General features: G+C 41.2%; 19 protein-coding genes. 10 read left to right on the top strand and 9 right to left on the bottom strand.

Annotated elements, in window-relative coordinates; all coding sequences use genetic code 11:
- The first annotated feature begins 17 nt into the window (after positions 1-17).
- The 7 genes from UNH61_RS07605 to UNH61_RS07635 all read left to right on the top strand — a co-directional run bounded on the left by UNH61_RS07605 (position 18) and on the right by UNH61_RS07635 (position 11,155).
- Positions 18-4,397 carry a CusA/CzcA family heavy metal efflux RND transporter gene (locus tag UNH61_RS07605; protein ID WP_298939029.1) on the top strand — a complete coding sequence of 1,460 codons (4,380 nt, stop codon included), beginning with the start codon at positions 18-20 and terminating at the stop codon, positions 4,395-4,397.
- 17 nt (positions 4,398-4,414) lie between these two features.
- Positions 4,415-5,611, top strand: a complete 1,197-nt coding sequence (locus UNH61_RS07610) for an efflux RND transporter periplasmic adaptor subunit (RefSeq protein ID WP_298939030.1) — start codon at positions 4,415-4,417, stop codon at positions 5,609-5,611.
- Between the two features lie 181 nt (positions 5,612-5,792).
- Positions 5,793-7,631: a cation-translocating P-type ATPase gene (locus UNH61_RS07615; RefSeq protein WP_326991504.1), complete on the top strand. Its 1,839-nt coding sequence runs from the start codon at positions 5,793-5,795 to the stop codon at positions 7,629-7,631.
- 37 nt (positions 7,632-7,668) lie between these two features.
- On the top strand, positions 7,669-8,094 hold the full coding sequence (locus UNH61_RS07620) for a hypothetical protein (protein WP_298939031.1): 426 nt from the start codon (positions 7,669-7,671) through the stop codon (positions 8,092-8,094).
- A 531-nt stretch (positions 8,095-8,625) separates the two neighbouring features.
- On the top strand, positions 8,626-9,870 hold the full coding sequence (locus UNH61_RS07625) for an MFS transporter (RefSeq protein ID WP_298939033.1): 1,245 nt from the start codon (positions 8,626-8,628) through the stop codon (positions 9,868-9,870).
- An 84-nt stretch (positions 9,871-9,954) separates the two neighbouring features.
- The gene (locus UNH61_RS07630; protein ID WP_298939034.1) at positions 9,955-10,788 is read left to right on the top strand and encodes an RteC domain-containing protein; all 834 of its coding nucleotides are present in this window, start codon (positions 9,955-9,957) and stop codon (positions 10,786-10,788) included.
- A 205-nt stretch (positions 10,789-10,993) separates the two neighbouring features.
- Positions 10,994-11,155, top strand: coding sequence for a hypothetical protein (locus tag UNH61_RS07635; protein ID WP_298939035.1), 162 nt, complete (start codon positions 10,994-10,996; stop codon positions 11,153-11,155).
- A gap of 224 nt (positions 11,156-11,379) precedes the next feature.
- On the opposite strand, the gene UNH61_RS07640 is transcribed toward UNH61_RS07635, so the two are convergent.
- From UNH61_RS07640 to UNH61_RS07665, 6 genes are all read right to left on the bottom strand, one after another.
- On the bottom strand, positions 11,380-11,661 hold the full coding sequence (locus UNH61_RS07640) for a hypothetical protein (protein ID WP_326991506.1): 282 nt from the start codon (positions 11,659-11,661) through the stop codon (positions 11,380-11,382).
- 165 nt (positions 11,662-11,826) lie between these two features.
- Entirely contained in the window at positions 11,827-13,095 is a 1,269-nt protein-coding gene (locus UNH61_RS07645; protein WP_326991507.1) for an IS701 family transposase, read from the bottom strand.
- 227 nt (positions 13,096-13,322) lie between these two features.
- Complete coding sequence (locus tag UNH61_RS07650; protein ID WP_298939037.1) at positions 13,323-14,402, bottom strand: PDDEXK nuclease domain-containing protein; 1,080 nt, start codon at positions 14,400-14,402, stop codon at positions 13,323-13,325.
- Between the two features lie 3 nt (positions 14,403-14,405).
- Positions 14,406-14,768 (bottom strand): helix-turn-helix transcriptional regulator, encoded by a 363-nt coding sequence (locus UNH61_RS07655; protein WP_289034703.1) that lies wholly within the window; start codon positions 14,766-14,768, stop codon positions 14,406-14,408.
- Positions 14,769-14,782: 14 nt separating this feature from the next.
- The gene (locus UNH61_RS07660) at positions 14,783-15,190 is read right to left on the bottom strand and encodes a helix-turn-helix transcriptional regulator (RefSeq protein ID WP_289034704.1); all 408 of its coding nucleotides are present in this window, start codon (positions 15,188-15,190) and stop codon (positions 14,783-14,785) included.
- Positions 15,191-15,203: 13 nt separating this feature from the next.
- Positions 15,204-15,587, bottom strand: a complete 384-nt coding sequence (locus tag UNH61_RS07665; protein WP_289034705.1) for a helix-turn-helix transcriptional regulator — start codon at positions 15,585-15,587, stop codon at positions 15,204-15,206.
- A gap of 312 nt (positions 15,588-15,899) precedes the next feature.
- Between UNH61_RS07665 and UNH61_RS07670 the strand changes: the two genes are divergently transcribed.
- From UNH61_RS07670 to UNH61_RS07680, 3 genes are read left to right on the top strand one after another with little or no spacing between them, the layout of a single operon-like run.
- Positions 15,900-17,312, top strand: coding sequence for a TlpA family protein disulfide reductase (locus UNH61_RS07670; RefSeq protein WP_298939038.1), 1,413 nt, complete (start codon positions 15,900-15,902; stop codon positions 17,310-17,312).
- A 37-nt stretch (positions 17,313-17,349) separates the two neighbouring features.
- The gene (locus UNH61_RS07675; RefSeq protein WP_289034708.1) at positions 17,350-20,547 is read left to right on the top strand and encodes a SusC/RagA family TonB-linked outer membrane protein; all 3,198 of its coding nucleotides are present in this window, start codon (positions 17,350-17,352) and stop codon (positions 20,545-20,547) included.
- A 12-nt stretch (positions 20,548-20,559) separates the two neighbouring features.
- Entirely contained in the window at positions 20,560-21,930 is a 1,371-nt protein-coding gene (locus tag UNH61_RS07680; protein WP_289034709.1) for a RagB/SusD family nutrient uptake outer membrane protein, read from the top strand.
- Between the two features lie 59 nt (positions 21,931-21,989).
- Here UNH61_RS07680 and UNH61_RS07685 read toward each other — a convergent pair whose 3' ends face one another.
- From UNH61_RS07685 to UNH61_RS07695, 3 genes are all read right to left on the bottom strand, one after another.
- Positions 21,990-22,283 (bottom strand): hypothetical protein, encoded by a 294-nt coding sequence (locus UNH61_RS07685; protein ID WP_289034711.1) that lies wholly within the window; start codon positions 22,281-22,283, stop codon positions 21,990-21,992.
- Between the two features lie 4 nt (positions 22,284-22,287).
- Positions 22,288-22,806 (bottom strand): MauE/DoxX family redox-associated membrane protein, encoded by a 519-nt coding sequence (locus UNH61_RS07690; RefSeq protein WP_326991508.1) that lies wholly within the window; start codon positions 22,804-22,806, stop codon positions 22,288-22,290.
- A gap of 143 nt (positions 22,807-22,949) precedes the next feature.
- Positions 22,950-23,894: a helix-turn-helix domain-containing protein gene (locus UNH61_RS07695; RefSeq protein ID WP_298939040.1), complete on the bottom strand. Its 945-nt coding sequence runs from the start codon at positions 23,892-23,894 to the stop codon at positions 22,950-22,952.
- Positions 23,895-23,998: the final 104 nt, after the last annotated feature.

Below are 23,998 nucleotides of genomic sequence, written 5' to 3' on the forward strand. Positions count from 1 at the left end.
CATAACAACATCATGACATGTTAAATAAAATCATTCATTTTTCAATTAAGAATAAGTTGGTAATAGGTCTGTTTACCCTGGCATTGATATGCTGGGGTACTTATTCCGTTACCAAACTTCCGATAGATGCCACACCTGATATCACGGATAATCAAGTTATGGTCATCACGGTGTCGCCTACATTGGCGGCACAGGAAGTGGAGCAACTGGTAACCTTTCCTGTGGAACAGACAATGGTCAGTATTCCGGGGATCAAGGACATGCGTTCCTTTTCACGTTTCGGACTATCCATTGTTACCATTGTTTTTAACGAAGGGGTAGATATATACTGGGGGCGACAGCAGGTGCAGGAACGCCTGACCATAGCCTCAAAGAATATTCCAGAGGGAGTTGGAACGCCGGAAATGGCCCCTGTTACCACAGGGTTGGGCGAAATATTCCAGTATGTGATCCACCCCAAGAAAGGTTATGAGGATAAGTATGATGCTACTGAACTCAGAACCATCCAGGACTGGATTATCAAACGGCAGTTATTGGGAACACCGGGAGTTGCCGAAGTGAGCGGCTTTGGAGGTTTTGTAAAGCAATATCAAATTGCAGTAGACCCTGATAAGCTGGCAAGTCAGAATATTACCATATCCGATATATTCACAGCACTGGAAAAGAACAACCAGAACACCGGGGGAGCGTATATTGACAAGGGGCCGAACGCTTATTTTATCCGTAGTGAGGGCCTGGTAAAGAACATTGAAGAAATTAAAAACATCGTTGTTAAAAAAGAAGGTGGTGCGCCCGTGTTCATCCGCGATGTTGCCCAGGTGGGTTTTGGCATCGGCCCCCGCTATGGTGCAGCTACCAGGAACGGACAGGGTGAAACGGTTACGGGTATCGTTATGATGCTGAAAGGAGCCAATTCATCAGCAGTTATTTCCAACGTAAAGGCGAAAATCGCTGAAATACAGAAAAGTCTTCCGGAAGGCGTTGAAATAGAACCATTCCTTGACCGCAAAAAACTGGTAGATGGGGCTATTTCAACGGTTTCGACCAATCTTATTGAGGGAGCTTTGATCGTGGTCTTTGTGCTGATTTTATTTCTGGGAAATCTTCGTGGCGGGCTTGTGGTCGCATCGGTCATTCCTTTGGCAATGCTCTTCGCCATCTGTATGATGAACCTGTTTGGTGTTTCCGGTAACCTGATGAGCCTTGGAGCGATTGACTTCGGGATCATTGTCGATGGAACAGTTATCATAGTGGAGGCAGTCATGCACCGAATAACCGGAAGCAGAGCCCGTTATGGTGGGGTGGAAAAACTCACCCAGGACCAGATGGATGAAGAGGTCTATGAAAGCTCACGCAAAATCCGTTCGGCTGCTGCATTCGGCGAAATCATTATCCTTATCGTTTACCTCCCACTGTTGGCATTGGTTGGCGTGGAGGGCAAAATGTTCACGCCAATGGCTCAAACGGTGTCTTTCGCCATTTTAGGAGCCTTTATCCTTTCTTTTACTTATGTTCCTATGATGTCTGCTTTGGTGTTAAGCAAGAAAACCGTGCATAAGCAAAACTTTTCCGACCGGATGATGAAGGCTATACAGAAAGTGTACGCTCCGATCATCAATGGTGCAATGAAGCGCAAACTTCTGGTGGTATCCATTGCGGTTGCACTGTTTGTTATCACGCTCATCACCTTCAACAGAATGGGCGGTGAATTTATCCCGCAGTTGGACGAGGGTGATTTTGCCGTGGAAACAAGGGTTCCCGTTGGAAGTTCGATAAATCAGATGATAAGCGTTTCCCAAAAGGCACAAACCATCTTGCTGAAGAATTATCCCGAAGTGAAACAGGTGGTCAATAAAATAGGTTCCGGTGAAATCCCTACTGATCCCATGCCGATTGAAGCGGGAGATATGATGGTAGTGTTAAAGCCTAAGAAAGAATGGACAAGTGCAGAAACACGGGAAGAGCTTATTGAAAAGATGCAGCAATCCCTGTCTGTTATCCCAAATGCGACGTTCAGCTTCCAGCAGCCCATCCAAATGCGCTTCAACGAACTTTTAACCGGTGCAAAACAGGATGTGGTATTGAAAATTTATGGAGAGAACCTGGATGTATTATCCGATTTGGCTTCTGAAGTGGGTAGGAAAATCAAGTCCATTGAGGGCGTTGAAGACCTGTATGTAGAAGAAATAACCGGTTTGCCACAAATCAACATCAAGTTCAACCGCGATAAGATCGGGCAGTACGGAATGAACGTAGAAGATGTAAACAGTGCTATCTCAGCGGGATTTGCGGGCGAGGTAGCAGGTCTGGTCTATGAGGGAGAGCGCCGGTTTGATCTGGTGGTCAGGCTCGACAGTGCTTCCCGCGTGGATATTACCGATGTACAGAACCTGTTTGTGAGTACACCGGATGGGCAACAAATCCCTTTAAGCGAAGTTGCAGAAATCAGCTTTAAGCCAGGCCCTGTGCAGATACAACGGGATAACGCTAAAAGACGGATCACGGTAGGCTTTAATGTCCGTAACCGCGACGTTAAGAGTATCGTAAAGGATATTCAGGATGTTATTGCTGCCAAGGTAAAAATGCCTGCGGGTTATTATGTGACCTATGGCGGACAGTTCAAAAACCTCGAAGAAGCCAATGCCCGGCTTGCAGTTGCGTTACCCGTAGCCTTGCTGCTGATTTTGGTGCTTTTATATTTCACTTTCCATTCTTTAAAGCAGGGATTGCTGATATTCAGTGCCATCCCATTATCGGCTATCGGTGGCGTGTTCGCATTGCTTATACGGGATATGCCTTTCAGTATATCTGCCGGGGTGGGATTTATCGCGCTCTTTGGAGTTGCCGTCTTGAATGGTATTGTATTGATTGCAGAGTTCAACCGACTGGAGAAAGACGGTATATCGGACATTTATGAGCGGGTGCGTATTGGCACAAGTGTAAGGCTTAGACCCGTGTTGATGACGGCAACGGTGGCCTCATTGGGCTTTCTGCCAATGGCATTATCATCATCATCAGGTGCGGAAGTACAGCGTCCATTGGCAACCGTAGTAATAGGTGGATTGATTACAGCTACGGCGCTGACTTTGGTCGTGTTGCCGGTGCTATACATCTATTTTACCCGTCCTCCTAAAAACAAGAAGATGAAAACCGTACCTGTAACAATTTTACTTTTCGGGTTATTCCTGTTGCCGATGCTCGGCAATGCACAAACCCCAACAAGAGCATTGACCTTGCAGCAATCCATTGATGAAGCCTTGAAGAATAACGCACAGGTAAGAATTGCTAATTACGATATCAATTTACAGCAGGCGCTCAAAAAAGGCAGCGTTACAATGCCCAAGACGGAATTGTCTTATACACAGGGTGTCGTCAGTAATCCCACTATAACGGATAACCTGCTCAATGTCGGACAACGCATAGACTTCCCAACGGTGTACGGCAACCAGTCGAAGCTGGCGCAAGAGAAAATAAAGAGTAGCCAGGCATATAAAGCCGTGACAGAAAATGACCTGGCACGTAGCGTGAAACTGGCGTATGTTCAGTACCAATACGCATTGGAACGAAAAACACTTTTGGTGCAGCTCGATAGTATCTATGTAAAACTAAGCAAGGCCAGCAATTCAAGGTATAGAACAGGGGAATCGACCAGTTTAGAGAACATTACCTCATCGGTTCAGTCCAAGCAGATCCAAAATGAACTTGAAAGAAGTGAGGCCGATATTAAAATCGCCAAACAGCTTCTCCAAACACTTCTCAACACTACGGACGATATTACCATTGCTGATACCGTACTGGTTGCAAAAGAGCTATCGTTGCCGCAGCAAAGTGTTTCGCCTGCGGACAACCCATTGTTAAGCTATCTGCAACAGGAAATTGCGGTAAACCAACGGAATACGGCTTTGGAGAAAAGTAAAATGTTGCCCGACATTATTCTTGGATTTAGCAGTCAAACATACAGAGGGACACAATTCATAGACGGTGCTGAGCGAACTTTTACGGGAAGAGACAGGTTTAACTTTTTTCAGGTTGGAGCAGCCATTCCTTTATTTCCGGGCGGTTACAGATCAAGGGTAAACGCCTCCAGGATCAGTGAGCAGAAGGCAAAGGCAGAAGTGGAACTTACTGCTACGAACCTGAACGGAAAACTGAGAGAGCTGGTGCAGGAGTACACCAAATACCAGAAGTCGCTCACCTATTATCAGCAAGAGGCTTTGCCGCAGGCTGATTTGATTATAAAGAACTCCGATAAAAGTTTCAGGAGCGGTGATATTTCTTATACCCAGTATTTGCAGAACCTCACCCTATCCAGCAATATCCATTCGGAATACCTGGATAACCTGTATAACTATAACCAGATAGTGATTTCAATAGAAGCGATTTTAGGAAACAAGTAATCAAAATTTTTTAAGCAATGACAAAATTATCAATAAAATATTTGCCGCTACTGCTCTTCGCAATGATAGCAGTATCCTCTTGCAAAGACAAAAAGGAGGGCAACACGGAAGGTAAAGAAGTTCCCGAACAGGCGACGACCGACACCGCGGCAAATGGTGTTAAAACCATCACGTTTACAGCCGACCAATTTAAGTTATCCGATATTCAAACAGGGGCAGTCGAAAGCCGCAACCTCAGTAGCATTATAAAAATGACAGGTGTCATCAATGCTAAACCCGGAAGTGTTGCCTCTGTATCAGCGCCTTTAGGCGGATACATTAAAACATCCGGTTTACTACCTGGACAGCAGGTAAGAAAGGGACAGGTATTAGCCACACTGGAAAACCCTGAATTTATTTCTATCCAGCAACAATACTTAGAGAGCATAGGTCGGCTTGAATATTTAGATGAGGAATACAAAAGACAACAGCAACTAAGGGAGGAAGATGTCAACGCTACCAAAACTTTCCAGCAGGTAAGCTCCGACCTGAAAGTAATGAAAGCCAAAATTTCGGGATTGGAACAGCAGATGGCTTTGATAGGGATCAGTAGTTCGGCTTTGAAGAAAAGCAACAGCATTTCAAGAACGGCAAACATATATGCCCCTATATCCGGATATGTAAAAACAAGTAATGTGGACATCGGAAAATATGTAGCATCCACCGATGTACTTTTTGAAATTATGGGAACAAGCGACCTGCATCTTGCATTGAATGCCTTTGAGAAAGATTTAGGTAAGATCCGTATAGGACAATCGGTTAAATTCTCCTTATCCAACGAAAACAAATATGACAGAACAGCAAAGGTATATCTCGTTGGACAGGCTGCTAACGACAATAAGATGATACCTGTGCATTGCCGTTTTACCCAGGAATCCGGCTTACTTCCGGGCATGTATGTAAAGGCATTACTTGAAACCGGTACGGCACAACAGAGCGCAGTTCCATCCGAGGCCCTCGTCCAGTTGGAGGGAACGGACTATATTATTGTTGAGACAAAACAGGAAAAAGGCAACCACACGTTCCAATTAATCCCGGTTTCAAAAGGTGTAGAGCAGACAGGCTATACAGCTATTGAATTGCCATCAACAGTCGATGCAGGGCAGCTCACTGTTGTTGTCAAAAACGCTTATACTATTTTATCCGCAATTAGAAATGCCGAGGAAGAAGAATAAAAGGAAAAGGAGATTTGTACCTCCGCCCCCAAAGAAAGGAGGTATAAATCAAAGGCGTTCGTCAAAAATATTGAAGTACGTTCTGATTGCTCTTGGAATAATTCTGCTTATAGTTTTACTAATAGTATCAGTCGTTATATCAAACATAGGGACAGGACACACTCATTAAAATCCTGATAATATGAATTATTTACAAACTTTTTTTTCCCGGCAATTCTTTTGGGAAATCATACGCATCATTACAGTGGGCATTGCCAGCCTTCTGTATTATTTAGAAATCATACCACTTCCTGTCCTGCTGGCAGCAACGGCTTTTGGTTTATACTCATTACTGAAAACTGCTGTACTGGAACTTATCAGAGAGCGGAAAATCGGGACGGAATTATTTATTTCTATTGCAGTCATTGTATCTGTCATAGGTAAAGAATACCTGGCGGGTTCAGTGGTGTTGATGATCATCCTGATTGCTGAATATATTGCCAGTGCAAGCGGTGAAAGAGCCAGAGCCTCCATCAAGGAACTGATCGGCTCTGTACCACAGACAGCCATTTTAAAAAAAGACGGCAAAGAGCAATCCGTATCCATTGCATCGCTCACGGTAGGTGATGTTTTGGTAGTAAAGGCGGGTGAAAAAATACCCGTTGATGGCAAGGTGCTGGCCGGTTCGGGATCAGTAAACCAGGCCCCCATAACAGGCGAAAGCGTACCCGTGGAAAAAACCTCCGGGATAGATGTTTTTGCGGGTACGATACTGGAGTTAGGTGCTTTGGACGTAGAAATGACCAAAGCGGGAAAGGACACGGTATTTTCAAGGATCATCGCTTTGGTAGAAGAAGCGGAAAGTAGTAAAGCCCCGATTGAAAAATTGACGGATAAGGTAGCCGCATGGCTGATACCATTTGTTTTCCTTTTTGTAATAGGCGTTTACTTAGTTACTAAAGATGTAAAGCTGGTCATTGCCCTGCTTATTTTCACTTCGCCTGCTGAATTAGGGCTGGCTACTCCTTTGGTAACCATTTCAGCCATAGCCAGGGCTGCCAGAGAGGGTATCCTTGTTAAAGGCGGTAAATTCCTGGAAGAACTGGCAAAGATAGAAACCATCGTTTTTGATAAAACCGGCACATTGACCATAGGCAAACCGACTGTTAACCAAATTGAAATATTGGATGATCGATTTACCGAGAGGGACTTGGTGCAGTTGGCGGCTTCAGCCGAAAACCGTTCCAGTCATCCCCTTGCCAACGCGATACTGATGTTTGCGAAAAATCTGGGTGTTTCACTATCGGAGCCTACGGCTTTCGATGTATTCAAAGGAAAAGGTATCAGTTCAGTCATAAACGGCAAAAAGGTATTAATTGGTAATAAAACGCTGATGGACGACCATACGATTCCCGTATCCGTCAATAGTAAGAACCAGACCGATACGGCCATCTACATGGCAGTAGATGGCAGTGCAGCATCGGTGTTTTATGTGTCAGACGCTATACGCCCCGGCGCAAAAGAAATGATTGAGGAATTAAAGAGAAGCGGTGTAAAAAACATCATTATGCTCACAGGCGATAACCAGCAGACCGCCGGGCATGTGTCGCAGCAGTTAGGCATTACGTCATTCAGAGCGGATATGTTGCCCGAAGACAAAATCCGTGCAATACAGGATCTGCAAGCCAATGGCGAAAAGGTGGCGATGGTGGGAGACGGCATTAACGATGCCCCTGCTTTGGTGCAGGCAAATGTGGGCATTTCAATGGGGATGGTGGGTACACAAGCCGCAATGGAAGCTGCTGATATTGTTTTAGTAGAAGATAAGCTGGAGAAAATAGCCAGGTCTAAGGCCATCAGTAAAAAAGCATTCAGGACTATCAAGGAAAACATTATTGGCGGGGTGGGCATTGTTCATGTCGTGGGTATTACACTCGTGCTTCTTGGTGTATTGGGACCTGTGCAGGCTGCCATTATTCACCTGTTACCCGATACATTGGTCTTTTTAAATTCAATTAAGCTTTTAAGAATAAAAATTTAGTTATCGTTTATTTATTCACTTTTAAAAATCAAAAAAAATGAGAAAAATCAGATTGATTGGAATGTCATTAATGCTTGCAATGACGACTTTGGCAGTTAACTCAGCAATGGCTCAACAGACAGGTCACGGCGCTGCTCCTCACGGTGGAAAAATGGTAGATGTTGACAAGTACCATATCGAAATGGTAAAAGGAAACAATCTGCTTTCCTTCTATGTGCTGGATGCCAATGCTAAAACATTAGGTAAGCCCGCCACCGGCTCTGTAGAGTTTGCTTTTGAAAATGGCACAAAATCAACTTCAGATCTTAAAGCGGATAAAAATGGAGCACTAACAGTTGCATTACCTAAAAACGGCATTCATACAAATTGCACCGTTACTATAACTGTTGAGGGCAAGAAATTAGTTGGAAAGTTTAAAAATGAGGTTTCTGCTGCTGACAAAGCACACGGCCATCAGCATTAATTTTTCAATAAACCATTACAGTGATTAATGGCTGTAGTGAAAAACCAATAAGGCTTTGAGGATTATATCTTCAGGGCTTTATTTATCTAAGACAAATACTGTTTGATAATCTATAGCTAATGACGCTATTACAATCTTTCAAATTCAACTAAAAGAAACCAAAAAAAAGCTATTGTAACCCAAAAATGTCCTTATCCGTAATGCAAAATATTGTCCACTACTCTTTACACTTCCTTTTTCCCGGCTTAGTCGCCTTTGTATTTTTCAAAAAGGAATGGAAGCGGGTTTGGATGATCTTATTAACTACAATGCTTGTTGATATGGATCACCTATTTGCAGAGCCGATATTCGACCCAAACAGATGCAGTATCGGGTTTCACTTCCTGCATTCGTATTATGCAATAGTTGTGTATGGATTGTTACTGCTGTTCGGAAGCAAGATAATCAGAATTATTGCACTTGGTCTATTGTTTCACATGGCAACCGATTTTCAGGATTGCCTTTGGTAGCAACTTAAACAAACATGGTATAATGGAAAAAAGACCTTTACTAAAAATATTTACAGAACCTTTTAAAACATTGCGGAATACCACTTTCGCAAGGCTTTATTTTGCCCAGATCGCAAGCCTGTTCGGGGATGCCTTTACCTGGTTGGGACTGGCGTTGCTTACGTATGAAATCAATCCCGGTAACGCTGCCGCTATATTGGCATCGGCTCTTACATTACGGGTTACGGCGTATATCATTTTTTCGCCCTTTGCAGGTGTAGTGTCTGAAAAGTTTCAGCGCAAACAAATATTGCTGATAACGCAGTTTGCAAGAATGGCAATCGTGTGTATGCTTCCTTTTGTCAACGCTGAATGGCAGGTGTACGTATTAATATTTTCGCTCAATGTATTTGCTGCGTTCTTCACGCCAACATACAGGGCTATTATTCCGCAGATAGTAGCCAAAGATATATACAGGGAAGCCAACGGTCTGTCAATGGCTACATTCCAGTTGTTGAGTGTTTTTGGTCCGGCACTGGCAGGGATCGGGGCAGTGTGGTTAGGCGCGAAACAGATATTCTTTGTAAACGGCACAACCCTTTTAATTGCGATACTATTTATTCTCACCATTCCTAAGACATCATTGCAGAAGGGGATCAATACTGCCGATAATGCAATGCCCAAAAAGACGTGGGGCGAAGTATTGAAAGGTATTCGCTTACTGTTCGGAAATAAGATTGTGCGTTTCGCCTTGAGTATCGAATTTATATCGGCCATTGCAGGAGCAATGGTATTGGTTAATACCGTTGGCCTGGTAAAAACATCCCTGCAATTGGATGATAAGCATTATGGATGGATAATGTCTGTATTTGGTGTTGGCGCGGTCATTACAGCATTTTTGCTGGGTAGTTTGGATAAGAGCAAAACACGCAGTAAATCACTGATAAGCGGTGCTGTTTTAATTGGTATAGCTATCAGCCTTGCCAACTTCGTTCCGTACAGCGGGTTGCTTTTTTTATGGGTGTTGGCGGGTATCGGGCAAACACTTGCCGACATGCCCTCCGAAACGCTGATAGGCGAAAATATCGAACCCCAGGACCAGGGTAAAGTATATGGTGCACATTTCGCGTTCTCTCATTTATGGTGGGCAATAGCTTATCCGATAGCCGGTTTTTTAGGCACGAAATTCCCCGATAGAGAATTTTTGTATGGTGGTATCCTCACGTTGGTCTTAGCGATCATTGCCGTTTTAGCCCTTAATCGCCGCAAAACAATCATTAAAAAATAGATGGATGAAATAATTACCAAATAGTAAATCTATGTAGTGACACCCATTCATTACTACCCTCCAGTGAAAATTCAAAATAACCGTATGGAAAAATTTTATACTGAAACGCTTCAGAAGTTGGAAACAGAAATCAAAGAATTAGAGATTGAAGCCGATTGCTCAATAGAGCGGATAGAAGCTGTAATAGAGCTTATTATTAAATACTTATCCGATGTAAAAGATTTTGTCCTTAAAAAAGGGTTTACGAATATAGATGCGGAGATTCGTTTTTTCAAATATCAGAAGCCGCTTATTGTTTCCAAACTGATATACTATAATGCTATTTATAAAATTGAAATAAGAAAACCGCACGGGGCAAAGGCTATAAGAAAACATCTTAAAAAAGAATTGAAAAAGCTCAAAAGGTTCTTTGACAGCAACCTCGATTTTTATAAATATTATCGCAACAATTATTCCTTTCTTGACGAGAAGTTCTTTGTGCGGGGTAAGCATGATATAACGCTATGCCTGGATACTTACTATTTTCAGTCCGACCATACCTTTTCAACCTCACACGATTACAAGGTGGCTAAGATAATGGCGAACGACTTAATACAGCTATACCTCGAAGACCAGCTTTATCACATAAAGAAGCACCTGTTATTGAAACGGCCATCCCTCACAGCTCTTAACTGGACCGCCAGTAAAGCTGCCATGATAGAACTTATTTATTCGCTCCACTATCAGGGTGTTTTTGATAACGGGAATAGTGATATTAGGTTGATTGCGGAATATTTTGAGAGAGCTTTCAATATTGATTTGGGAAACTTTTACCATACCTATCTCGAAATTCGGAACAGGAAAATTAACCGCACCAAGTTCCTTGATGCGTTACGGGATGCGCTCATTAAGAAGATGGATGAGCAGGACGAGAGATAACGGGGCTTTATACCAACTTTACCAATTGAGGTAATGGTTTAATTTTCTACGTTTTATGAATTTAAAAAGCAGTTTCATGAATGGAAACTGCTTTTCTTTAATGGGTTACTACTAAAAGATGATCCCTAACCTTTAACCTTATCCTATGGAGAACTAAATATACGAAATGGTTGCCTCAAAGATAGCTATTTTATATTTTTATCGTATGAAAGCAGAAATACGGCTACCGGATAATTTTACCGAATACAGAAGTGATGGCATATTCTCCAACCTGACCAATGAGATTGATTACCTGGTAGTGGAAGCCATTAAATACAAACCGCTTTCAGCAGCTTTAACAGCGTGGGACTATTTTGGTGTAGTCTAGTGGAATGATGACATCGGGTATTGGTGCGTAGAAATATGGCAGTTTAACAAATACAAGACAACTCACATATCCGAATCTTTCGAAGATCTTATTCAGGAAATCCAGGAAGCGTATGGGTATAAATAACAGAACTAAATAGCGCTGTTGTTATGTCATCCAAGCTTTTAAATTTTCAATTATAGGAAAATATCCCTCATCCTGATTTGCGATCTGCAATCTTTTGGCTACCGCCTTTCTTTTATCAGATCCAGCACGGAGGTAAACTTCCAAACATCGCTATCATACACCCTTTTCCGATCCGTCTCGTTTTCCATCACATCAGAGGTAGTACCACCGGTTGAAATTTCCTCCAGGTCTTCCAGCAAAGTGGCCTTGCCGGATTGTTCAAGAAAATGAATGGCATCCGCTACAATTCTATATAAAACTAACGGCCCTATTACATTCGTGCTATGGAAGAGTGCAAATGAATAAGATCTGTTTTCAGTATAAGTGATCGCAGAAACCACTGTTTCCTCTTCGTAATTCTCTTCCGTATCATCCGTAACAGCCGTGTAAAATTCAATAAGGACATTTAGTGCCAGCAGCTTATCTGTATAGGCAAAATTTGTATCCTGTCCATCTTCGTCAACAAAAGGCTGAAGCCCGATGCCGTTATGTTTAACTCTACTTTGTCAAATTCGTAAATACAGTGATCTTCTGACCAAACGCTTGTCTGGCGGTTGTTTCGATAGGATGTGATCCAATAAATCTTCGAGGCTTCGTTTCACAAAATGAAGCGAAGATTTGATTGTTTGAATAACATCCTGTGTTGTTAACCACAATTTCTCGTGCTCATAGTGTATTCGTTTTTCCTGGTTTAAGAATAATTGAGCCAGCATAATCATGGCCATATGTTTTAGCCAGCTCTCTTCACTGCGTGTTTGGTATTCGTTCAACCCCAGTTCTTTTTTTCCTTCCCGGAAAGCTTTTTCTATAAAGTAGCGTTTGCATTGCCGGTATGCCAATTCTTGTATCGAGGCACCCGGGCAATGACAAAAACTGTATTTTATGGTTCCATCTTTGTCTTCCCTGATCAATAAACTTACCAATTGCTTTCGATTGGTAAGCGGATTTATAATATAGACCTCTCTGGAATGGAACCATGCCTGCAATTTTTTTCCACCGCTTTGATGCCGCACGGTAATAAATTTCCATTGGGTTGGCTGCAAACTGGCAGCATATGCTTTTATAGAGACGGACGGCCGGTTCGGTTTTGCAAGCTTCGATTTACGGCCTCTTGCACCCGGCTGCTGAACGGGAACACGCATTTGAAAAGGCTCTAGCCAGATGTGTAAATTGTCCTGTACATCGGCTACGAACTCCATCTCGTTTTTAATCAAATCCGCCAGGAGTGCAGCATCCCGCCCATAAAAGGCATCGAAACATACCCAGCGAACGGGTAGTTTCAGCTCCTTCATTACATGCCGGATGAGGTGTTTAGCCTGCTCAATTTTGCTGCCATTAGTGGCTGTTCCAAATAAAGAGGCTTGTACGAGATTCACAAGGGAGCCCGCACACAAGGCACCAAAAACACCTACCTGACAGTTCTCAAGTTTGCCTACCTGGCCGCAATATTGACGTTTCACCCCTGCAGAATGGCGTCCTTTCTTAGGATTTCCGGCTTCATCGATAATCAGACAACTATCTTCCGTAAGATGTAGGGATTCGATAAGTTTCCAAAACTGCACCGTCACTACATCCATCACCTGGCGGACGTTCCATTTAGACTGCGTGATAAAATGATGTAAGCGTTGTTGATTCGACTCCTGAAGTTCCATGGCCATCTGCTGGCAATTGCGGCGACGACAAAGGAGCAGTCCCTTTAAATAAACCAGGGCATTGCCCGATACCTTACGGGTGAGTGTGAAAAAAAGAAACTCAAAACGGAGAAGAAAATTCAATAACCGACTCTCTACGAGTCGGAAATTATATATTTTCGTCCCATAGTTTTTTTTATTTACACCCCGTGGGTTTCTACTCGTGGGGTGTGTCTTTTTTCTGACCGCTAAATTACGTGAATTCCGCGTCCGGCGTGCGTTTCGTCCCTAAAAAAATCAAAGAACTAAATTTGACAAAGTAGAGTTAAATAATTTTTCCATTTTAATACGTTATCTTCCTTGATGGTTGTTTAATTTTTATCATCTTCACTGTTTTCAAACAGCTCATGTAATTTTTGCTGTAATATTTTTTTGTCCGGCAATTGTGTTTTGTACTCGGACACCATTGTTGGTGAAAGGTTGCGGCTTAGTGCATACTCCACCACTTCACTGTCTTTGTCCTTGCAAAGCAAAATACCGATGCTTGGGTTTTCATTTTGTTTTTTTACATCCCGATCCAACGCCTCCAGGTAAAAATTGAGTTGCCCTAAATGTTCCTGTTTAAACTTATCTGCTTTTAATTCAAAAGCCACCAGGCATTGCAAACCTCTATGATAAAAAAGGAGGTCAATATAAAAATCGCTGTTACCTACCTGCACTTTATATTCTTCTCCAATAAAAAGAAAATCTCTGCCCAGTTCAAGGATAAAGTTTTTCATTTGTTTTACCAGCCCCTTTTGTAAATCGCCCTCATTATGTGGTTCAGGCAGGTTCAAAAACTCAAAAACGTAGCTATCCTTCAATGTATTGGTTATATCTGCATGGGCTTCCTTTATCGTTTGCGAGAGCTTGTTGTTTCCAAGCATGGTGCGTTCAAAAAGGCTTGCGGAAATCTGCCGGTCCAGTTCTCTTACGCTATAATTTTCTTTAACGCTTACCTGAATGTAAAACTGCCTTTCTTCATCCGTTTTGCATCGGGAGAAAATAGTGCGGTGATGTGTCCAGCTCAACTGTACCAAAACAGTATTTCTGATGTCCTGCGGCTCAAATTGTGTCCCCGCCGGGGCGACAATTTTATTCTCCTCATTATCAATATGTTGTGTTTGTTGCCGCAGTGAGGCGACAAATTGTGAAGACACATAGGTTTCAAAGAACTGCACCATTCTGTAAAGCCCTGATCTGTTAAAGCCCTTCAGTTCCGGGTTGTTTTTTTGAATGAAAATTGCCAATTCTTCAACAGTCTTATCACCCCATTCGGCGGCAGACAATTTTTGCTTAATGTATGCGCCCACATTCCAGTAAAGGCTGATCAGTTCCGCATTAACAACCCTGATAGCATTTGCCCTTGACTGTTTGATTAGCCTTACAATGTCCTCAAACCTATTATCCATTGGTTAGTTATTCCTTGTCTTTGCCTGTAAGCGACTGGCCTCTTGCTTACTTTTTTTTATCTGATCTTCAATGTTCTTAATTTGATCGGCAGTACATCCCTGATACATAATATTTACTCCTTGATTTCCTTCATAGTTATTAAAATGATTTGTGAAAGCAGATTTCTCTTGGTAAGTTAGAATGTATTCAGGAGCAACTTCAAAAATTTCTGCCAATTCATATAGCCTGGACACAGACACATCAGCAACATTGTTTTCTATGTTACTATAAGCTTTTGGGGTTATTCCTAATGCTTTTGCTACCTGTTCTTTTGATAGCTTTTTTTCTTTTTCGCGGATATCACGAATATTATCTCCGATTTTCATATTTATAGAGTTTTTTAGAAATCAATATTATTTTTTTTAAGTAAAGCTTCCAATAAAGCAATTCTTTTCTGTTCACTTTCCAAAAGCTGCTGCTGTAGCTCATAAATTTTTTCCTTATTACTAAGCATACTGCCTACGCTCGTTTCAATATTCTGGTGCATAATGTTAACCCCTTTATTCTCAGGGTAATTATGGAAATAGTTATAAAACTCCTTTTTTGAAGATTTGTATGTAAGAATGTACTGGGGACTACATTCAAAAATTTCCGCAATTTGCTCCAGTTTTTTCATTGAAAGATCTGTGCGATTGTTTTCTATATTGGCGTAAGCGCGAGTTGACATATTTAACCGTTCAGCAACATAGCTTCTCTTAAAGTTTTTTTCAACTTCTCGAATCTCGCGTATGTTATCACCGATTTTCATAAATACAAGCGTTTCAAAAATCAAACTCGATATTATTTTGCCGCAAAAGTTTTTCCAGTTTGGGTATCCTGTTTAATTCTTCTGCATAAAGTTCTTTGTATGCCTGCCTAATCTTCTCCTGGTCTATTCCCTGCACATGAATATTTACACCCGAATTTCCGTTGTGATTAAAGAAGAAATTCCTAATCCCTGTAATTGGTTTATTGAGCGTAATCAAATCGGCAACTTCAAGCGATAATAAACGTGATATTGCTTCAAGCATAGAAAGTGTTATGTCCCTCTCATCCCTTTCGATAGCTTCATATTCTTCTACACTGATATTTAGCTCTTGCGCCATAAAAGTTTTTTCGATCTTTTGAGCGGTCCTTAGCTGACTAATGTTACTTCCGATTTTCATATTCCAATGCTTATTATTTTACCAAATATAGTAAAACTTCCAATATGGAACAAATTCTTCCTAATTGGTTGTACAATCCAGAGGTGCAACCTCCCGTAATCATCGGTTATTTGTATAACAACCAATAAAGATGATAAGATTGACGGACAAGTATAAACAATATTGCTGCTTTTCCATAGCTGGACAAGGCAAGCCCGTTGTTTTATTTTTCTCCCTTAAATTCAACCTTCGCACCATCATTAAAAGTCCGGTTTAAAGTAGCGATACACCTCATGGAGTATTTACTATTTATAAACCTAACTATATCACTTAATGATGAGCGTATCACTATGTAACAAGATTTTTTTTTCAATTACTTGCCGCCGTTTAGCACTGGGAACGTTTGGTAGGATTGTGAGCAGAACCGGCAAGTATTTTTTGCTACTGGTTTTTCTCATGTATGCAGCCATCCAACAGCAGAGCCACGCACAAGTGGCTTCTGCTAAGGCTGCTAACACCTTTAAACCCACCCCGCTTGCCATCGGCGACAAGATCCCCGATGAACTTTGGAACCTGCCCTTGCAAGTGGTAAACCATCCCCAGGGCAAGAAGACCATTACCCTAAGCGAGTACAAGGATAAGCTGATCATACTGGATTTTTGGGCCACCTATTGCTCACCCTGTATTAAAAACTTTCCAAAACTACATGCCTTACAAAATGAATTTGGCGACAAAATAAAAGTGCTGGCAGTAACCCAAGAGGATACAGATAAAATAACCAGGTTTTTTAAAACTGGTGCAGGTAAAGGACACACTTACGTCAATTCGGTTATTAATGATAGTTTTCTTTCTGAATACTTTCCATTTATCGGCGTTCCGCATATAGTATGGATAAACCCCGCTGGCAAATTATTAAATACTACCCGTGCGGATGAGGTAACCCATGCTAATATAAAAGCTGTTGTAGATAACGAAAATACACAAATGGTGACCAAAAAACTTATTGACCCTAATACGCCATTGTTCCTTTCCAAATACCTCATAGACGGATTACAGATACAGGCATTTTCCATTTTTACCAAAGGTGAGTATTCCGGACTTCCGGGGGGAAATGTTTTCAGAAGAACCAAAGATGGTAAAGTATATGGCAGACAAATCACCAATACCTCAATGATGAATATATATCATGCTACAGTGGACGAGCTATTTAATCGAAATGGTGAACAGTTCTCTACAAGTCGCATGATAGTGGAGGTTAAAAAACCTGCTTTTTTAAGTTTAATAAAGAAAGATAATGGCGAATATGAGAAGTCTAACCAGTATAACTATGAAATGATTGTTCCTGAAGACAAAGCCGACAGTCTATTCTATTATATGCTACAAGACCTTAACCGCTATTCGGACTATAACGGCACAATTGAGAAGCGAATGGTTGACTGTCTTGTTTTAGTTAGAACCTCTAAAAAGGACAAAATAAAAAGCAAAGGAGGAAAATCAAAGAACACTTTTCCGGCATCGCCTTCCATAATAATTAATCAAAAACTTAGTAACATGATTAATATGATTAGTGATGATACTCCTATTACGCTACCCATAGTTGACGAAACTGGCTATACCTCCAATGTGGATATCGAGGTTTCAGCGGTTACTGATTTAGCGAGTTTTAAGAAAGAATTGAACAGGTACGACCTTGACCTAATACCAGCAAAAAGAAGCCTCAATATGTTCGTGATAAAGGACAAATAACTGCTTCCATTTTTTTACGATTTAACTCAATTGATGAATGAAATTTTTTATACCTCTTATTACATTACTTATCATATCAGGCACATTGTATGCCCAACGACAAATTATGGGCAAGGTGATTAGTCGTAATGATAATATGCCTATCGAGGGAGCGAGTATTTCCTTGCAAGGGACAAATACAACAGTAAGTACCGACGGCAGGGGTTACTTTACTATACAAACAGCAAATGGAAATATCGCTGTTTTGACAATTAGCCATGTAGGTTACGAGCCATCTATGCTAACCGTGAACCTCCCGCAAACAGATACTTTAAAAATCCGTTTAAATGCCTCATCCCGTTTGTTGGACGAAGTGGAAGTAGTATCAACAGGGTATCAGAAAATACCTAAAGAGCGGGCAACAGGTTCGTTTGCTACGGTAAGCAACGAACTGTTTAACCAGCAGGTTGGTACGGACATCCTGTCCCGACTTCCAGCAATTGCTAATAGCATGGTGATGGATGCGGGCAGAAGCCAATATAGTTCCCAAATGATGATACGGGGATTGAGTACAATAAACGGACAGAAAGACCCCTTAATAATTATAGATAATTTTCCGTATGATGGAGATATTACCAATATTAACCCCAACATTGTAGAAAATATAACTATACTGAAAGATGCCTCCGCTTCCAGCATTTGGGGAGCAAGGGCGGCAAATGGCGTTATCGTTATCACCACCAAAAGCGGACGTTTTAATCAGCCGATTACCTTATCGTTTAATTCTAACCTCACTATTGGAGCAAAGCCCGATTTAGGCTATATCCGTCAGATGTCGTCCAGTGATTATATTGATATGGAGCAGGAATTGTTTAATCGAAACTTTTACAACAGTCAAATCAATTCATCGAGCCGCCCTGTAATCAGTCCGGTTGTTGACCTTTTGAATAAGGTGCGTACAGGTGCAATGACACAGGAGCAGGCACAACAGCAAATTGACGCATTTAGAAATGTAGATGCAAGAGCGCAGTTTAATGAGTATATGTATAAGCCATTAGTCAATCAGCAATACTTTTTAAGTGCGCAGGGTGGCGCAGACAAATTTTCTTGGACATCATCGGTAGGTTACGACCACAATAAAAGCAACTTAGAGGCTACTTATCAGCGTGTTAATATCCGTTTCCAAAATACCTATCGTCCTATTAAACAACTTTCCCTTACTACGGGTTTGTATTATTCACAAACTCAAAATAAGTCAGGTCGGTATGGGTACAATAATGTATCTATGAAAAGCAGTGCCTTTGTGCCTTATATGCTAATGGCGGATGCAAACGGGAATGCGCTGCCAGTAGCAAAGAACTATAATCAAAGCTATGTCCAAAATCTCGGTGACGGAAAGTTGCTTGACTGGAATTACTACCCGCTTACAGATTGGCAGCACCAAACATCAAATAGCAACGTATCCGATGTATTGGCAACGGCTAATCTCGAATATCGAATTATTAAAGGGCTGAACGCAACTGTAAACTATCAATATGAAAGACAATTTGGACTAAGTACCAATTTGGCTGATGAAAATAGTTTTATGGCAAGGGACTATATCAATCGCTTTTCCCAAATCGTAAACGGAAGCGTCATTTACATTGTTCCCAATGGTGATATTTTGGACAAAACCAATAGTGTTTTAAATGCAAATAATTTACGAGGACAATTAAACTTTGATAATACATACGGTAAACACAATATAACTGCCTTAATTGGAGGTGAAAAACGGTCGGCTCATACACAATCAAATCAAGAACGTTATTATGGCTACAACCCTAATAATTTAACTACGGGTAATGTGGACTATACAAATACATATCCAAGCATTATTAATGGTGGGGCAGACTATATTCAAAGAGGTCAATATCTCGGTGAAACAAGTACAAGATTTATGTCCTACTTCGCCAATGCTGCCTATACATTTGACAATAGGTATGTGATTTCAGCAAGCGCCCGCCGGGATGCCAGCAACCTTTTCGGCTTAAAAACTAACGACCAATGGAACCCTTTTTGGTCGGCGGGCATTGCATGGAAACTTTCAAACGAAAAGTTTTATAAGGTTGATTTTTTGCCTTATCTCAACCTCCGGGCAACCTACGGCTTTAGTGGCAATATTGACCCCGCTATGGTTGCAGTAAACACGATTAGATTTCTTCCAAATACATCCTTTTTTACTGGTACTCCGTACGCAAGTTTTAATAATTACTACAACCCATTATTAAAATGGGAAACCTCCAAGATGTTGAACCTTGCGGTAGATTTTCGTTTGCGAAATGAACGTTTGACAGGTTCAATAGAGTATTATCACAAAAAAGGTATTAATCTTTTTGGTATGGCTCCAATGGATTACACCACAGGAGTTGACCCCTATATGTTGCGAAATGTAGCCAGCATGAAAGGAAACGGTTGGGATATACAGTTAAGAAGTGTAAATATAGACCGTTCATTTAAGTGGAGTACCATACTGAATTTCAGTCTATATAAAGATGAAATAGTTGATTATTATTTAGAAAGGACATTGGCACAAGAATATGTCAATGTTTCTTCGCCACCCATATCCGGTGTTAATGGAAAGCCTGTATATGCTATCTATGCCTATCAATGGGCTGGACTTGACCCCAATACAGGTGAAGCACAAGGATACCTTAATGGTGAGGTAAGCAAGGACTATTACAGCATTATTGGTACTGAAACTAAAGTAGAAGATTTAAAATATTTTGGTTCTGCTATTCCAACAAAATTCGGTTCGTTAATCAATGCAGTATCTTATAAAAATATCAGCTTACAATTAGGTGTTTCATTCAAATTCGGGTATTGGTTCAGGCGCAATTCTATTAATTACACAGACCTGTTTAACAGTTGGCGGGGACATTCAGATTATGCGCTACGTTGGCTGAAGCCCGGGGATGAAGCATATACAGATGTTCCTGTAAATCAGTATAGAACTAACTATAACAGAGATGCCTTTTATAGTGGTTCCAGTGTGCTGGTAGAAAAGGGCGACCATATCCGGCTCCAGTATATTAACCTTGCTTATGATTTTAAATTGTCAGCAAAGGGGATTAAGGGATTGCAATTATTTTTTAATGCAAATAATCTTGGGATATTATGGAAAGCCAATAACGCAGGCATTGACCCTGACTTTAGCTTAGGTTATAATATTCTTAAAACACCTGCAAATTATTCACTTGGTCTTAAAGCCAAATTATAAAAGAATATTACAATGAAAAAGAACACTCCAATATTAGCGTTGATGCTATTGCTAATAATACTTTCTTCGGGATGTAAAAAGTTTCTTGAAGAAAAATCAGATGATAAACTGGCTATACCTACAACTTTAAAAGATTTTCAAGCCTTAGTTAATAATTGGGAAACTCTTAATTCTAATTTTTGCTCGGCAGGCGAAGCCAGTACCATTGACTATTTTTTGAAAGATGAGGATTACGATGGTTTTTATTATGAAAGCGATAAAAGATTGTACACATGGCAGCCAGACTTTGTTACAAAACCATTGTCATCGGCGGGTGATGAATGGTACTATTGTTACAGTGCAATTTATGTTTGCAACTCCGTTCTAAAAGGCATTGAAGATAATTATTTGACCGGAAATATAGCGGACAACCTAAAGGGTCAAGCGCTGGTTTTTAGGGCATCCCGCTTTTTGGACGCCGTACTGATATGGGCGCCAGTTTATTATAAACAAACTGCCAATACAGATTTAGGAATGGTGCTACGCTTAGACCCCGATATGAATATTCCGTCGGTGAGGTCGTCCGTACAAGAAACCTATGACCGGATATTGAAAGACCTCAACGATGCACTTCCTTTATTACCAAATACAAGTGCTGCCGCAACGTTACCAACTAAAGCAGCAGCCTACGGATTATTAGCAAGAACACATTTGATTATGGGAAATTATGCCGATGCTTTGGAAAACGCTGAAAAGGCATTTGCGTTTAATAGTCAACTCATAGACTTTAATGGGTTAGACCCCAATGCAGATTTCCCTATTCCCTCAATAAATCAATTAAGTTCAGAAGTTATCTTTCAAACAAGCATGTTTCCTACCGACCTAAATAATCTTGATATGGCGAGAATATCACCTGCTCTTTATGACCTTTATAATGATAGAGATTTAAGAAAGACTATATATTTCAGAAAGGGCGATGATGGAGATTATAGGTTTAAAGGTACGCACATGGGATATGCAGGACTTATTACAGGTATTACGACAAATGAATTGCTCTTGATTATTGCTGAATGTAATGCCCGACTGGATAAACTTGCTGATGCTGCAAATGCTCTTAATAAATTACTGATAAAACGATGGGATGTTGCTCAATTTACGCCTTACTCGTTTACAAATAAAGACACAGCGCTGAATACCATTTTAGCTGAAAGAAGAAAGGAATTGGTGTTTCGTGGGCTTCGTTGGTCTGATATTAAGCGGTTGAACCGGGACGGATTTAATATAACATTGACACGGACTGTTAACGGGCAAACCATAACATTACCACCAAATGATTTACGCTATGCCATTGCTATTCCCGAGACTATAATAGAAGTGGGTGGGATACAGCAAAATCCAAGATAACTATAATACACAAAGGGGCTAAAAATGCCCACTTTGTGTATTTAATTATACCCGAAAAATTAATTTCGCTTGCTATCAACAATACTTAATACCTGCGGATTGGTTTTGCCAGCTAATTTGCTTTCCAAATCTGCTTCGTCTTCGGCAGTTATTTGGCAAGGTTTCGCCGTCCCTACACAATTCGTAGGTGAAGTTCCGGGTTCCCAATTGTCAGGGTTCGCAAATGCTCCGGCAGCCGTACTTTCACTTGCATAATGAAAGGTTGAAGCTGTACCTGCCATCTTAAATGACATGGTAACTGCCGCAATCGCTAAAGCAACTACCATAAACAGGTTTAATTTTAATTTTTTCATCTTCTTAAAATTTAGAAGTTAAAGAATATTGTTTAATATGTCTTTTGGCCGACCCGCCCTTGGCAGCTTCGCTTCCCGCGTCACCGCTTCGTAATTTGCGCCACAGATAAAGTCCTGATAGGCTCAGGAACAAAAAGAATAGATTGAAAAGGAAATGCCGCTCCCAGCTCATGCCACTAATGACCGATCCGCAGCCGCAGGGCAGTTTTTTCCAGGCTCCTAAAAGCGCAATGCCCACATATCCGGTAAAGGCCGTCATCAGCATTGTGGAGAGGATCAGGCCGACTTTGCGCCAGCCTTCGTAGATCAGGCAAATGATAGTAGCACATTCCAATACAGGTAATGTATAGATCAGCACATTGCCCAAGCTGTCTGAAAAGGGTTGATTGTAAATGCCGCTTTTAAAGGTTTCAAAGTCAGTCAGCTTATCAATAGCTACGGGTATCCATAGGGCCAACAAAGCGAGCATTATGATCTTAAATGCAATCTTGCTTCTTTTCTGATATTTGAGGGCTTTATCCATTTCCTTTGTCGTTAGCATGGTTTTCACCATCTTGTTAAGACAAAGTTCATCAATGCGCTCAGCGTTGGAAAGTCAAAATCGGTAAAAATTGAGCAAATTTGTGTAAGAAATTTTCCGATTTTGACAATTTGCGGGAAATTGTGTTACCGGCGTTTGAGGTACCGTTCCAGGGCGGAGCGAAAGGTGCGTTCATCGGTATATCCCACTTCCATATAAACATCTTTTATGCCAATACCTTTTTGCTGCATAAGGAGCAGCGCATGGCCCATGCGTAACTCGGTATAAAACTCCTGCACGCTCATGTTATATTGCCGCTTAAAAACGTTTAGGAGCGTACGCTCGGTGAGGAAAAAATAATCTGTAAGAAATTTTACGCTCAGTCCCGCATCGCAATAGTGTTCCTCTATATACGCTTTGATCTTATAAGCCAGGTCGCCGTTCTGCTCCCGGATCACCTGGTCGTAATGCTCCAGCAGGTAACTAATGTACTTGCGCAGGTTACCGTCTATAGCACCAATATTAGCCTGCGAGTAGCTGTAAATCTTATATAACCATCGGTGGATCTTCCGATCCATCCGGCATTGATACATGGTATCATAAGTCTTGTTCTCATTTTTAAAACGATGCAGGATGTCTTTCAGATTATCGTATTCCTGGTACATGCTTTCGATCCATTCCGGAAGGATACTTACTACAAATGCTATATGCATTCCTTGCGGGGCATAAGCAAAATAGTGTCCAATGTCATAATAGGACATCAAAAAAGTATTAGGCTGAGTGCGTATAATGGGCCGGTAATCACCTGTTGTGTACAGCAACCTGCCCTTGAGCATAAAGTACAGGTACAATTGCCTGTCGTTAATATCGAAAGGGATATAAGCAGGTTCTTTTGCGTTGATCTGAACCAGGTCTATAAAAAACGGCTCCTGGTTTAACTGCTGGCTTATCAGCTCTATTTGTGGTTGCTTAAAGTAACGTCGTTCCAGGGCAAAATGCAACGGGTATTTGCACCAGTCGGGAAGTTGGGAATACTGATGCAATGGTATTAAGTTCTCATCTTCAAATTTTAAAAAGTAAGGTATTTTCATAGGCTACCTGGTTTCTCTATGTCTTGTATAATATTCTACTCCAGTCACTGCTACATTCCATTTGTTATCAACGTGTTCTCATTATCGCATGGAGTGAAACAGGC

This window comes from Chitinophaga sp. 180180018-3, assembly GCF_037893185.1.
Classification (GTDB): Bacteria; Bacteroidota; Bacteroidia; order Chitinophagales; family Chitinophagaceae; genus Chitinophaga.